Origin of the sequence: Bradyrhizobium sp. CCBAU 53421 (genome assembly GCF_015291625.1) — a bacterium.
In the GTDB taxonomy this organism is placed as follows: Bacteria; Pseudomonadota; Alphaproteobacteria; order Rhizobiales; family Xanthobacteraceae; genus Bradyrhizobium.
The window spans coordinates 6,918,919-6,932,522 of record NZ_CP030047.1 but is presented as its reverse complement, the minus strand read 5'-3'; the positions used below and the strand labels follow the sequence as shown (position 1 = coordinate 6,932,522).

The window sequence follows — 13,604 nt, the reverse complement described above, 5'->3', positions numbered from 1 at the left end:
CAACGGGGGGAAGGGCATGAGGTCGTCCGTCGTCCAGGACGTTCAGTTCCCAAAACAACCGGCGCTGCAGCTGATCTATGACACTGCACCGATCGGTCTTGCCTACCTCTCTCCCGATTGTCGGTATCTCCAGATCAACCAGCGGCTCACCGAGATCTGCGGCATCTCGGTCGAAGGTCATCTCGGACGCACCGTGCACGATTGCGTGCCCGCGCTGGCGACCGCCGTCGAAGGCATCGTTCGTTCGATCATGGAGACCGGCGAACCCGTCACCGACGTGGAGGTGTACGGCCAGCGCCCGGGCCACAATGACGAGCGATGCTGGATCACACATTGGCATCCGCAGCGCGAGCCGAACGGCAGTATCGTCGGCGTCAACGTCGCCGCCGAAGAGATCACCGATCGCAAGCGCAGCGAACGCGAGATCCGGGCCGCGCGCGATGCGGCCGAGAAGGCCCTGCATCATCTGCAGGAGACCCAGGCGTCGCTGATCGAGGCGGAAAAGCTCGCGGCGCTGGGCCGTCTGGTGGCCGGCGTCGCGCATGAGATCAACAGCCCGGTCGGCACCAGCCTCACGGTCGCCTCGGTGCTGGAGCAGAAATGCGCCGACTTCGCCGCCGAGGCGGCGCGCGGCAAGCTGAAGCGCTCGAGCCTCAGCGATTTCATCGAGGTCGTCGAAAGCGCCTCCTCGCTATTGGTCGGCAACCTCAAGCGCGCGGCGGATCTGGTGCAATCCTTCAAGCAGGTGGCGGTCGATCGCAGCTATTTCGATCGCAGCCAGTTCGATCTCGGCGAGGTGACCGAGCAGGTGCTCTCGAACCTGCGCCCGGCGCTGCCGAAGAACAACCTGGCGCTTGAGGTCGATTGCCCGTCGGGTCTTGCGATGAACAGCTATCCCGGCCCCTACGGCCAGGCGCTGACAAACCTGTTCGTCAATTCGGTCGTGCACGCCTTTCCGGACGGCAAGGGCGGCACCATCACGATCCGGCTGCGCGCGTTGGGCGCGGACCAGGTGGAAATCCTGTTCGCCGACGATGGCTGCGGAATGAGCCGCGATGTGCTGCGGCAGGCCTTCGATCCGTTCTTCACCACGCGCCGCGACGTCGGCCGCATCGGGCTCGGCCTCCACATCGTGCACAACATCGTCACGAACCGGCTGGGCGGCGAGCTCCATCTCGACAGCGCCCCGGGCATCGGGACCGGCGTGCGGATCACACTGCCGCGCCTGGCGCCGCAGCGCGGAACCGATGGTTGATGCCGGATTGGGGTGCCGAGAAGGAAATACTCCCCGGCCATGGGGCCGGGAAACGTCCTTCCAAGGTACCGGCGCAAAAGGCATACCGCGACCCTTGCTTCTGCCCCCGTCGTCGCGACATTGTCACGGTATTCCCTGATGGTTACGACGATGAGCCAATCCGCATTCGATCCCTTCGGTGAGCCGGTCCCCGCAGTCGATTCTTCGGCCCCGAGCGAGGGCGTGTCGAAATGGCTGAAGACCGCGGGCACCGGCGTGTTCTGGGTGCTGGTGGTCGGCATCGTGCTGGCGCGCGCGGTGTATTTCGAGCCCGGCGTGTTCAGCTTCGAGCATGCCGTTGCGTGGGCGCAGGGTCTGTTCGCCGCGCTTTAGCCGCCGGCATCCGCGGCGCCGCCTTCGCGCCCTTTGTCTCCCGAATGATCCCCTCGAACGCGACCGCCGCCGGCACGTCCAGCCGGCCGGGCGATTTCAGTTGCCACAGCGTGCGCTCGATACGGACGCCCTTGATCGGGATCACCTTGAGCTTTCCGAGCTTCACCTGATCGTCGATCGTTGCCACCGACACGATGGCGACGCCGACGCCAGCCGCCACCGCCTGCTTGATCGCCTCGGTGCTGCCGATTTCGAGCGTCCGCTGCGGCTCGACGCGGTGGGCGGCCAGCGCCTGCGCGACCACCTCGCGGGTGCCTGAGCCGGGTTCGCGCACGATCAGGATCTCGTCGTTGAGCAGGCGGACGTCGATCGGGCCTGCGGCGGCCGCGAAGCGGTGATCGGGGCCTGCGATCAGCACCATCACGTCGGTGCGCCAGGCTTCGCTGGTCAGGTTCTCGTCCTCGACTGGCCCCTCGACCAGGGCGATTTCGACCTCATGGCCCAGCATCAGCGCGGCGATATCGCTGGTGTTGGCGCTCACGACATGCAGGTCGATGCCGGGAAAGGCGCGGTGGAACACGCCGAGATATTCCGGGATCATGTAGGTCGCGATCGTGGTGCTGGCGCCGATCCGGAGCGAGCCGCTGTCGAGGTTGCGCAGCGCCTGCAACTCGTCCTCGGCGGCTCGCTCGGCCGCGAACAGCGTCTCGGCATGGCGGGCCAGCGCGGCGCCCTCCCGGGTCGGCCGCACCCCTTTCGGCGTCCGGTCGAGCAGCCGGCAGCCGACCTGTAGCTCGAAATCCCGCACGCCCTTGGAGATCGCCGGCTGGCTGATGTGCAGGAGGTCGGCGGCGCGGGAGAAGCTTCCGGTTCTCGCCACCGCCGCGAACAGGCGGAGCAGATGCAGGTTGAGGGACATAACTTCTCTCTATCGGGGCAGTCCGAAAAGATATTAGCCAATTAGCGCGCCCTGGCGCATAAAATCTTCTCCGAAGAGAGGTTTTCGTGCCGCAACAAGAACAAGACCAGGGGCAGACGCAGGGGGCGCTGAAGCGCACATTCCTGCTCATTCCGGGCATTCTGCTCTGTGGGGTGGTCACGATCATCTCGCTCGGCATCCAGGCCGCCGAAGAGCGGGCTTTCGATCATCCCTATATCGAGGCTCTGGTGGTCGCGATCCTGCTCGGCATGGCGGTGCGGACCGCCTGGGAGCCGCCGGAGCGCTGGCGCTCGGGCATTGCCTTCAGCGCCAAGCAACTGCTCGAGGTCGCGGTGATGCTGCTCGGCGCGTCCATCAGCTTCGCCGCGATCCTGGCGTCGGGCTGGCTCCTGATCGGCGCCATCGCGCTGACCGTCGTGATCATGCTGGCGGTGAGCTATGGCCTCGCCCGCCTGCTCGGACTCAAGGCCAAGCTCGCGATCCTGATCGCTTGCGGCAATTCGATCTGCGGCAATTCCGCGATTGCGGCGGTGGCGCCTGTCATCGAGGCCGACGGCGACGACATCGCCTCGTCGATCTCGTTCACCGCCATTCTCGGCGTGCTGATGGTGCTCGGCCTGCCGCTGCTGATCCCGCTACTGAAGCTGACCGCGACGCAATACGGCATCCTCGCCGGCCTCACGGTCTATGCCGTGCCGCAGGTGCTGGCGGCGACCGTGCCCGCCGGCATCGTGTCGACCCAGATCGGCACGCTGGTCAAGCTGGTGCGCGTCCTGATGCTGGGCCCGATCGTGGTCGGACTCTCGCTGTTGGTGGCGCGGCGGCGCAAGGCAAGCACCGAGGCCGGCACGGCCGGGGAGGGGCCCGCAAAGGCCGCCTCGATCAGCCCGTTCAAGCTGGTGCCCTGGTTTATCATCGGCTTCCTGGTGCTGGCCGCGCTGCGCTCGTTCCAGCTCGTGCCCGACATCGCGATCGCGCCGGTGACCAAGACGGCGGCGATCCTCACCGTCGTCTCGATGGCGGCACTTGGGCTCGGCGTCGATGTCCGCGTGCTCTCGACCGTCGGCGGCCGCGTGACGGCAGCGGTCACGCTGTCGCTGATGCTTCTGCTGGGCCTCAGCATCGGCCTCGTGCATTTCTTCAAGTAGAGCGTGATGAGATGAGCTGGAACGGCGTCGGACGTTCACCTCTCCCCAGTGGGGAGAGGTCGATTTGCGCAGCAAATCGGGTGAGGGGCCGCACCGCCAACGAGGGACCGTAACCCCTCACCCGGCGCTGCGCGCCGACCTCTCCCAAGGGAGAGGTGATCCCAGGCGGGCTCCAACTCAACCAGATCTCATACCGTCCTGGCAGCTACTCGGCGGCCTTCGCGGTCTTGCCGAACATCCGGGTCGGCGCCGGGAAGCCGCAGGACGTGCCGTCGGTGACCTTGACCTGGTCTTCCCAGGGCAGGCGGAAGCGGCCGGACACCATGTCCTGCATGAAGGTGTAGGGGCAATCCATCGCGCCGCCCTTCACCGCGACATAGCCGCGATGCCAGAGCTGGTAGATGTTGTTCTCGACGCCCCAGTTGATCCGCGCCTCGCGTACGAGGTCGGGCCGCACCTCGGCGGTGATGATCTCGTCCGCCCGTCCCGTGGTCCCGTGCGCGATGATGCTGCCGTCGAAATTGACGATCATGCCTTCGCCCATCGAGTCGAACGAGCCGTCCGAGCCGCACATGCAGACATTGGCCGTCACCATCAGGTTCTGGAACGCGTTGGCCTGGTTGGTGAAGCGCCAGCTGTCGCGGATCGGCGCGGTGTAGCCTGCGGTGCGGATCATGATCTCCGCGCCCTTGTAGGCACATTCGCGCGCCATTTCCGGGAACATGCCGTCATGGCAGATGATCAGCGCGATCTTCGCGCCTTTCGGTCCCTCGATCACGGGAATGCCGACGTCGCCCGGCTCCCACGGCTCGACCGGAATCCAGGGATGGAATTTGCGGTAATAGAGCTTGATCTCGCCGTGATCGTTGATGATCAGCCCGGAATTGTAGGGATTGCCGTGCGGGTTGAACTCCATGATGGAGAAGCAGCCCCAGATCTTGTTGTCGATGCAGGCCTTCTTGAAGGCCGCGACTTCGGGGCCGTCGAGCCGGCACATGATCTCCGGATTGGTGTCCATCGACAGACCGTGCAGCGAATATTCCGGGAAGACGACAAGGTCCATGGTGGCGAGATTGCGCCGCGCCTTGCCGACCATCCAGACGATCCGCTCGGTCTGTCGCGCCAGATCGGCCTTGGTCGCGACCACGGGCAGCTGCAGCTGCACCAGTCCGATCACGACGCCATTGGGTGACTTGTTGAGACCGCCAAGTCCATTCATGCCTGTCCTCCCGCTTCTTCGAATTTCGCGAACGATCGCCGTTCGGTCGGGCTCCCAGCTAGCAACGATCATGCCAGCAAGATCGAACGGCCGGCAAATCGGGTGCCGGTGAGAACCTGGAAGACGACGGGGAGAACGGCCGAGCGTGTCTCAACAGATTGAGATGCCGGACGTTTCGGGCGTTTGAGGGTGCGAGCCGCATCATTGCGCAATGGCACGCGGTTTGCTTAATCATGGCGGGTCTTCTCGCATTGGGGGCGTGCGTCATGGCGAATTCAAGCGGGACAATCGCGGCGGAGCCGGAGCCGATCACGCTCGACTGGAGCAAGACCGCGCTCGTCATCATCGACATGCAGCGCGATTTCATGGAGCCGGGCGGCTTCGGCGAGACGCTCGGCAATGACGTCAGCCGGCTTGCCCGCGCGGTGCAGCCGATCGCCGCAGTGCTTGAGGCTGTGCGCGACGCCGGGCTGCTCGTGGTCCATACCCGCGAGGGCCATCTGCCCGATCTCTCCGACGCGCCGCCGGCCAAGCTCGAGCGCGGCGCGCCGTCGCTCCGGATCGGCGATCCCGGGCCGATGGGACGGATCCTGATCCGCGGCGAGGCCGGCCACGACATCATCCCCGAGCTCTATCCGCTCGGCAGCGAGGTCGTGATCGACAAGCCGGGCAAGGGCGCGTTCTACGCCACCGAATTCGGCGACATCCTGCAGAAATACGGTATCGAGAATCTTTTGGTCTGCGGCGTCACCACCGAGGTCTGCGTCAACACCACGGTGCGCGAGGCCAACGACCGCGGCTACCGATGTGTCGTGATCTCCGACGGCTGCGCGTCCTACTTCCCGGAATTCCACGAGATGGGCCTCAAGATGATCAAGGCCCAGGGCGGCATCTTTGGCTGGGTCGCCGATTCAGCCGCGGTGTTGAAGGCGCTCGCTGGCTAGTTCGTGCTGCTTGATTCCGAAGTTCGTTTAAGAGCGTGCACGCATGTGCCTAATGCGTTCGACGCCGCATCGTGGCGCGGATGTCGGAGGGTGACGCGCCGTAGCGGCGGCGGAACGTGCGGTTGAAATAGGACAGGTCGCCGAAGCCGGCTTCGAACGCGATGCTGCTGATGCTGCGATTGCCCCAGCGCGGATCGGTCAGCAGCCGATGGCTCTGTGTCAGGCGGGCGTTGAGGACGAATTCGGTGAAGCTCGTTCCCTCGTCGGCGAACAGGCGCTGAAGGCTGCGCGGCGAGAGTTTCCGACGCGCCGCGACGGTGATCAGCGTGAGGTCGGGATCGGAGAAATGCGCGTGGATGTCGGCCTTGGCGGCGGCAAGCCGCGCGGCGCGCAAGCCCCGGTCCTTCGCGATAGCTGCCCCGTCGCGGGTGGCGCCGATCACCAACGCCGCGAGGTCGTAGATATGGGTGACGACGGCTTGCCGTAGTTCGGGCGTCGACATCGGATCCATGCGGATCAGCTTTTGGAGATAGAAGGTAAGCAGTTTTACGGCTTCGGTATCGCGCGGCACCGGGCGCATGAGCGCATCTTCGGGATACGACACGAGCGGGGTCAGCGCGTCGCGCCGCAGCCGCAGGCTGAGGAAGCGCGTCAGCGACGGAGAGATGCTCACCCACGGCTCCGCGGTCGATATCAAGATGGCATCGCCGGCAGCGCCGGTGACCTCGCGGCCCCGGTGCGATATGACGGGCGCGCCGCCCAGCGAGATGCGGAGCATGAGGTGGTCGGTGCCGTCGAGCAGTTCGTGCGTCACGGCAGTGCGCAGATTGCCGAGGGTCCAGGATCCAAAGCACAGCTCGGGCAGGGCCTGCGCCGTCGCCTCGGCGTGGAACGGCCCGTCATGCAACGGCATCGTGTCGAATTGAAAGACGCGGCGTCCGATCGCTTCTCGCCATATCGCCAGCCGGTGCTGCGCCGGCCAGTCGGCGGTCGAGAATCGGAGCGTCGTGGGCTCTGGGGACTCTGACATCATGGGCTCGTAGGCGTATGTGTCCTGATCTGTTTGCCGCATTTGTGGCACGAGTGTCCCGCCTGCGAATGACTCGCTGCGATCCTGATTGGATCGTCAAATCCGCCACACCAGGTTCAAAAAGCTGGGGCTGTCGCTCCTGTCCAGGTCCGTGTCGCGCCAACCCAAGCAGGCTCAATCGGCCATCCCTACACGTCGTATCCCCAGGAGTCGACGAGGGAGTTTGGGGTGCAGGTCTTTGGGGTGCAGGTCTCAGAACAGGACAGGACGCCGGCCGGCGCGATTGTTCCATGCCGGATAGGCGCGCGCGCGGGTTCGATGGCCCGCGTCATGCTCTGGGCGTTGCTGCTCGGCGCAATCCTGATGCCGCGGACGGGCCAGGCGCAGGACGCGACGTGGAGCGCCCATCCTGTCTCGAACGACTGGACCGATTCCGCCAACTGGAGTTCCAACTTCCCGCCGACGGGGACGGCGACCTTCGGTGCCTCCAGCCAGACCGCGATCACGGCTCTGCAAATAGTCTCGGTTGGCACGATTGTGTTGAACAGCGATGCGCCGGCCTACAGGTTCAGTGTGGGCTTGAATTTTACCGACCGGGGAATCGTCAACAATTCAAACTTTGCTCCGGTTTTCGATAGCGGGATTAGTTTTAGTAACGCCAGTTCGGCCGGCAACGCCATCATCAACACGACTTCTGGCGGGGCATTCTTCAGCAACACCAGCACCGCGGGCAATGCCACGATCAACAACGGCAGCACCGTTCACTTTGCGGACAGCAGCTCGGCCGGCAACGCCACCATCAACAGTCTCAATTCTATTGTTTCCGAGATACTTTTTTTCAACACCAGCTCGGCTGGCAACGCCCATATCACCAACGGCTTCTCTCTGACCTTTCAGGACATCAGCACGGCGGCTAACGCGGTCATTGCCAACCCTGGCGGCGACGTGATTTTCGCCGGCAGCAGCACGGCTGCCAACGCAAGCATCACGAACAACAGAATTGTGAATTTTGAATTTTCCAGTACCGCCGCCAATGCCCATATCACGAACTTCAGCAACGGCAGCCTCTTTTTTGGTGATGCCAGCAGCGCCGGCAATGCAACGATCATCAACAACGCCGGTGGGCAGACATTCTTTAGTGCTCAAGCCACGGGGGGTAATGCGCGTTTCATCACCGCTGCCGGCGGCGTGTTCGATATGTCGCATTTGACAAGCGCCGGCACGACGGCGGGCTCCATCGAGGGGGCGGGGTCTTACGTGTTCGGCGCAAAAACGCTGACGGTCGGCTCCAACAATCTCTCCACGGAGGTGTCCGGCGTCATCAGCGGCACCGGCGGCGGCCTTGCCAAGGTCGGCACCGGCACGCTGACGCTGTCAGGTGTTAACACCTACACGGGCGCCACCACGATCAATGCCGGAACGCTCGCCGTCAACGGCTCGATCGCGCAATCCGCAGTGAGCGTCAACGGCGGCGGCACGCTCGCCGGCGCCGGCACTGTCGGCGCGACCACGATCGCCGGCGGTGGCACGGTCTCGCCTGGCGGTGGCGCGGGTGGCGCGATCGGCACACTCAATATTGCCGGCAGCATGGCTATGCTGCCGGGCGCCATCTACGCCCTCGACCTCAACGCGGCCGGACGGAGCGACAGGATCGTTGCGAGTGGAGCAGCCAATCTTTCCGGCGGAACCGTGCGACTGACGTCGGTGAACGGTTTCCTCCTCAACACGCCCTACACGATTCTGACCGCCGCGGGAGGAAGGACCGGCATGTTCTCGGGCGTCATGTCCGGCACCAGCGGCTTCGCCTTCATCGCGCCCAGCCTGACCTATGATGCAAACGACGTGTTCCTGACGTTTGCGCGCAACAATGTGCGGTTTGCGAGCGCAGCGCAAACGCGCAACCAGATCGCGACGGGGGCCGCCTTAGACGGCCTCGGCCGCGGGCCGGCGTTCAACGCGCTCGCCTTCAGTACGACGCCGGCGCAGGCGCGTTCTGCGTTCGACCAGCTCTCCGGCGAGTTACACGCGAGCGCGGTGGGCGCAATGCTCGATGAGTCACGCGATGTCCGTGACGCCGTGATCGGCCGGCTGCGGCAGTCTTTCGGCAGCGCGGACAGACCGTCCGTGACGCTCGCCGGCATCGGTCCTCAGGCCGTCGCGATCGACGGCGGCGGCGCCTTGGCCTACGCGGGCGAACCGGCCTTCAAGGCAGCGCCGAAATTCTTGCCGCAGGAGAGCGTGATGACCGCCTGGGCGCAAGCGGTCGGCGATTGGGGACACACAGGCAGCGACGGCAATGCCGCCGCGCTCAGGCGCGAGACCGGCGGCGTCATCTCCGGTGTCGACGCCACCTTCGACGCGCGCTGGCGGGCCGGCTTTGCCGGCGGCTACACCCAGTCCTTGCTGCATGTCGATGACCGCCGCTCCGCCGCCACCATCAACAATTATCACCTCGCGCTCTATGGCGGCGGCCAGCTTGACGCCTGGGCTCTGCGCGGCGGCGCCGCCTTCACCGCGCACAGCATCGATACCGATCGCGCGATCGCGTTTCCCGGCTTCTTCGACGTCGCCAAGGCGAGCTACGACGCCCACACCGCCCAGGTGTTCGGCGAGATCGGCCGCGGCTTCGCGCTCGGCCGTGTCGCGCTCGAGCCGTTCGCGGGGCTGGCCTATGTGCATCTCGACACCGGCCATTTTACCGAGACCGGCAGCGCGGCGCTGAGCGGCGGCGGCGACGCCTTGGCTACCGCCTTCACCACGCTCGGGCTGCGCGGCGAGGGCGCGGTAGCGCTGGCTGACGGCAAGCCGCTGACGGTGCGCGGCACGCTCGGCTGGCGGCACGCGTTCGGCGATGTGAGGCCGGAAACGCTGCTGGCGTTTTCCGGCGGCGGCACGCCGTTCACGGTTGCCGGCGTGCCGATCGCGCGCGATGCGTTGCTGGTCGAATCGGGCCTCGGCTTCAACCTGGCGCGCAACGCCAGCGTTGGCCTGATGTATTCGGGACAGCTTGCGCGTGATTCGCACGATCACACCGCCAAGGGCGAGATCAACTGGAAATTCTAGTGGTCCGATTCCGAAGTTCGTGCGTCGGTGCGGCTCGCTCTCACACGAACTTCGGAAAGCAAAGAGTACTGGGGCGCGTACGCATGAACGCCGGCGGTTCGATATCCGCTTCCGGAGAACAAGCGGACATCGCCAAGCCACGTTGAAATCGGTCGAGAATGACCCAACCCCGACATTGCCTTGCACACACAGAGGCCATACCATGTGCTCAGCTAGATGGAGCGATTGGAGGCCGGGGATGAGGTGCCTGCGCATCTATGCAACGCCCGACGGGGAATCCCATTTTGGAGAAGTCGATATCGCGATGACGATGAAGCCGGCGTTTCCCGACAAAGCGCCGTTTGAAATTTCGGCTTTCTACCCGGCGTCACGCATCCGTTTTTCTCACATCCCCCCCGGGGTGTGCGAAGTGGGCTTTCACAACCCGCCGGATCGTCTCCTCGCCATATGGCTGGATGGCCACGTGGAATTTGAAACGAGCGATGGAGAGGTGAGGCGCCTTCCGGCGGGACAAGCTGTTCTCGTCGAGGATACGCATGGGAAAGGACACATCTCGCGCCACCCCGAGGAAGGACAGAACGCTATCATAGTCATGCTGCCGAGCGGCCTTGACGCACCACTTGACTAGTCGGCTTTTGGCCCTTGGCAGACATGCCGGGCGAACTCACGAATGTCCGCTCATGAGCATCGAACGGACATGCTGTTCAGGCGGTCGACTTCCGCGATTGACCCATCTCGGACATTGATTGGCACGCGCGAGTTTGGCTCAAGAGCCGCTGTAGGTGCGTCCGAACCAACGGGCGTAGACCGGGTCATTGATCATTCGATCAAGCCGCGCGCGGCGCAATCGATGAACAAAGTCCTGTTTGTCCGTCTGCCCGGCAGGTCCGGCATGAAGAATGCTAAGCATCCAGTTTGAGAACTCCTGATACCGCCAGATGTCCGGGAGCCGCGAAGCGGTGTAACTCCCGAGGCGGTCGCCATTGGCAGCGCCGCCGTAACGTTCACATAGGCCGGCCGCGAGTTCGATCGCATCCTGAATAGCCATATTCATGCCTTTCGCACCCGCCGGCGTCACCATATGAGCTGCATCACCGGCGAGGAATATACGGCCCCGCTGCATCGGTTCGCGAACACGAACGCGCAGATCGAGGAAATCCCGCTCGATGAGATTGCCGCGAACCAGGGGTAACTGGTCGGGAATAGCCATGCGCTCTTCCAGCTCCGCCCAAATGCGTTCGTCAGGCCAGTCGGCAAGCTTGTCGGTAATGGGCACTTCTAAATAATACCTTGTCGACGTCGCGGAGCGCCGAAACTGCCCCGCGAACCCTCTAGGGTGCAGCGCGTAAACGGTGCGAGGGCTTGGCGGGGCAATTGCAGCAATGACCGCAAGCCAACGGAACGGGTGGGCGACCTCGAACGTCTCGAACCCGGCCGCCCGCGCGACCACGCTTCCAGCGCCGTCGCAGGCCACGACAGCTTCGGCCCGGACTGTGAAAGGTTCATCGTTCGCTGCCGTAACCGCCCGCACCTCCACATCGGTCTCGTTCTCCGCGACATCGACGACCTTTACTCCGAAGCGAATTTGACCGCCTTTTGCGACGAGCGCGTCAGCCCAGTCGCCGACAAGCTCCTGCTGCGGGTAGATGTAGTGCCCCTGACCATCATCGCTGGGAGCTCCGTAATCGCAGACGATAACTTCGCCATCAATACGGAATTCGCAGATTCCATTGCGGCCTCCGCGCTCCGTGATGGTGTCGGCAAGACCGAAGGGTCGGAGTGCGGCGACTGCGCGTTGCTCAATCAGTCCGGCTTTCGTCCGGCTGCGCAGCTCGCCTGATTGCTCACGTTCCAGGATCACGAACGAGATGTTCGACTGGTGAAGGATATGGGCGAGCACTAGCCCAGCGGGACCAGCGCCAACGATGCACACCAACGCGGTATCTTTATCCATGTATTCATCCCCCCAGGCGTGACCGGCGCTCAAGCGCCGGGACATAGGTCGTCATGGTATCAGAAATCCCGAAGTCAAATGTCTGGTGTTGGCCTAAAACCGACGCGTCGTGGTCGCGCGGCGATGTCCGCTTCCGCAGAACAAGCGGTCATCGCGAAGCCACGTTGAAATCGGTGAGAATGACCCGTTGCCGTCTTCGGGCCGGTTCGCGTCCTTGAGGCGCGCTACTTGCCGTACAGAACTGGCACGCCAAAATCTGCCGTTTTTGCGCGGTCAGCGGCGATCAGCGTTCGCTGGAGCACGCCTTTCGGCCGCAAGTCTTTCTGACCGACTTTGACGCGTCGGGCGGGCGCGTGGAAGTGATGGCCGAGTCGCGATGGCTTCACCCGCCCCATCCGCGAAGGAAGTCGCGCAGTTCCTGATTCACGCGTTCCGGCTGTTCCTCCTGAGGGAGATGCCCGCACTCGGGGATGGCGACGCCGCGCACATTGCGCGCCAACCCCTTCCAAACCTCCAATACATCAAAGGCTTTGCCGACGAGTTCAAACTCGGATCCCCAGATTGCCAACACCGGGCAATCGATCAGACTGCCCTGGTCCTCGATGTCCTGCTCCAGATCGACCGGTCCCGCCCGATAGTCGTTGAACGCTCCGCGTAGGGCACCAGGCTGGGAGTAGGCGCGGACATACTCGGCGACCGCGGCGTCTTCGATGGCACGAGGGTCGTAGCACCACGTGCTGTAGAAATGACGAAGGAAGATTTCCTCGCGCCCCTGAATCAACGCTTCGGGCAGATGCGGGACCTGCTGGAAGTGGAAGAACCAGTAAAGCCTGGCGAGCCTCGCGTCTGTCGCATTGAAGACTACGCGAGTCGGGATGTTGTCCAGTACCGCCAGCCGATCGACCACGCCCCGATGATCCTTGGCGAAGCGCGTCGCGACCCGGGCGCCGCGATCATGGCCGACGAGGGCGATCCGGTGATAGCCGAGATGTGCGACAAACTGCCGGATATCTTCCGCCATCGTCCGCTTGTCATAGCCGATGTCGGGCTTGTCGGTGTCGCCGTAGCCGCGCAGATCCGGCATGATGACGCGGTAGTCGCGGGCCAGATCGGGCCATTGCTTGCGCCACGCGTACCACGTCTCGGGGTAGCCGTGGAGCAGGACGACGGGCGGGCCTTCCCCAGCCTCCGCGAAATGCATTCGGATCCCGTTGACGCGAACGGTGTGGTGCTTCGGCGTTGGTGTCATGTCGATGCCTGCAATCTTACGAAGACGAAGCTGGCCCCGCCGCGCATGCTTCGGCAGCAGTCCAGTCATTGGTCCACTCGCCATCACGAAGCATCTCGTCGCCGCTATGAGCGGTGAATTCGACGAGTACCGTTTTCCTGGGAACTCCCAGTACTTCGCTACAGATGTCGACGATACCCCGCCCGAGTTCGAGACGTTGATCGGGCGAGCGGCCCCGCCGAGTCTCGACGAGCACCATCGTGACCGGTTCAAGACCGTCGGCGCCAAGATGGAACAGGTTATCCTCGCCAAGCTCCGCGATGCCCACATTGGGACGCCACAACTGCGTCTGCATCACGTCCGCGTAGAGACGACACAGGCGAGCCGCGAGTTCGCGCTTGGTTTGCGACGGATAGGTTTTGGCCAGGTCGAGATGCAGATACGGCATGGT

At 64.1% G+C, this 13,604-nt stretch carries 12 protein-coding genes; 6 read left to right on the top strand and 6 right to left on the bottom strand.

All coding sequences use genetic code 11. The features are described 5' to 3' along the window. Positions 1 to 16: 16 nt before the first annotated feature. Together XH92_RS32560 and XH92_RS32555 are read left to right on the top strand one after the other, a co-directional pair. The gene (locus tag XH92_RS32560) at positions 17 to 1,255 is read left to right on the top strand and encodes an ATP-binding protein (protein WP_194455791.1); all 1,239 of its coding nucleotides are present in this window, start codon (positions 17 to 19) and stop codon (positions 1,253 to 1,255) included. A 150-nt stretch (positions 1,256 to 1,405) separates the two neighbouring features. Further along, positions 1,406 to 1,627 (top strand): hypothetical protein, encoded by a 222-nt coding sequence (locus XH92_RS32555; protein WP_246787785.1) that lies wholly within the window; start codon positions 1,406 to 1,408, stop codon positions 1,625 to 1,627. On the opposite strand, the gene XH92_RS32550 is transcribed toward XH92_RS32555, so the two are convergent. Beyond that, a complete protein-coding gene (locus XH92_RS32550; protein WP_194455789.1) occupies positions 1,575 to 2,546 on the bottom strand; it encodes a LysR family transcriptional regulator in 972 nt (323 codons plus the stop codon). The two genes, XH92_RS32555 and XH92_RS32550, sit on opposite strands and share 53 nt — an antisense overlap. 86 nt (positions 2,547 to 2,632) lie before the next feature. On the opposite strand from XH92_RS32550, the gene XH92_RS32545 reads away from it, so the two are divergent. Further along, complete coding sequence (locus XH92_RS32545) at positions 2,633 to 3,715, top strand: YeiH family protein (protein ID WP_194455788.1); 1,083 nt, start codon at positions 2,633 to 2,635, stop codon at positions 3,713 to 3,715. 205 nt (positions 3,716 to 3,920) lie between these two features. On the opposite strand, the gene XH92_RS32540 is transcribed toward XH92_RS32545, so the two are convergent. Then, the gene (locus XH92_RS32540; protein ID WP_194455787.1) at positions 3,921 to 4,934 is read right to left on the bottom strand and encodes a formamidase; all 1,014 of its coding nucleotides are present in this window, start codon (positions 4,932 to 4,934) and stop codon (positions 3,921 to 3,923) included. Between the two features lie 266 nt (positions 4,935 to 5,200). On the opposite strand from XH92_RS32540, the gene XH92_RS32535 reads away from it, so the two are divergent. Further along, positions 5,201 to 5,878, top strand: a complete 678-nt coding sequence (locus XH92_RS32535; RefSeq protein ID WP_194455786.1) for a cysteine hydrolase family protein — start codon at positions 5,201 to 5,203, stop codon at positions 5,876 to 5,878. Positions 5,879 to 5,927: 49 nt separating this feature from the next. On the opposite strand, the gene XH92_RS32530 is transcribed toward XH92_RS32535, so the two are convergent. Then, positions 5,928 to 6,908 (bottom strand): helix-turn-helix domain-containing protein, encoded by a 981-nt coding sequence (locus tag XH92_RS32530; protein WP_194455785.1) that lies wholly within the window; start codon positions 6,906 to 6,908, stop codon positions 5,928 to 5,930. A gap of 228 nt (positions 6,909 to 7,136) precedes the next feature. Between XH92_RS32530 and XH92_RS32520 the strand changes: the two genes are divergently transcribed. Both XH92_RS32520 and XH92_RS32515 read left to right on the top strand, forming a co-directional pair. Further along, on the top strand, positions 7,137 to 9,971 hold the full coding sequence (locus XH92_RS32520; RefSeq protein ID WP_210345489.1) for an autotransporter domain-containing protein: 2,835 nt from the start codon (positions 7,137 to 7,139) through the stop codon (positions 9,969 to 9,971). 238 nt (positions 9,972 to 10,209) lie between these two features. Further along, complete coding sequence (locus XH92_RS32515; protein ID WP_194455782.1) at positions 10,210 to 10,599, top strand: hypothetical protein; 390 nt, start codon at positions 10,210 to 10,212, stop codon at positions 10,597 to 10,599. 138 nt (positions 10,600 to 10,737) lie between these two features. Here XH92_RS32515 and XH92_RS32510 read toward each other — a convergent pair whose 3' ends face one another. The 3 genes from XH92_RS32510 to XH92_RS32500 all read right to left on the bottom strand — a co-directional run bounded on the left by XH92_RS32510 (position 10,738) and on the right by XH92_RS32500 (position 13,601). Then, a complete protein-coding gene (locus tag XH92_RS32510) occupies positions 10,738 to 11,925 on the bottom strand; it encodes an FAD-dependent monooxygenase (protein WP_194455781.1) in 1,188 nt (395 codons plus the stop codon). Between the two features lie 382 nt (positions 11,926 to 12,307). After that, positions 12,308 to 13,243, bottom strand: coding sequence for an alpha/beta fold hydrolase (locus XH92_RS32505; protein ID WP_246787783.1), 936 nt, complete (start codon positions 13,241 to 13,243; stop codon positions 12,308 to 12,310). Continuing rightward, positions 13,191 to 13,601 carry a hypothetical protein gene (locus tag XH92_RS32500; RefSeq protein ID WP_194455780.1) on the bottom strand — a complete coding sequence of 137 codons (411 nt, stop codon included), beginning with the start codon at positions 13,599 to 13,601 and terminating at the stop codon, positions 13,191 to 13,193. Before XH92_RS32500 ends, XH92_RS32505 begins: the two co-directional genes overlap by 53 nt. Positions 13,602 to 13,604: the final 3 nt, after the last annotated feature.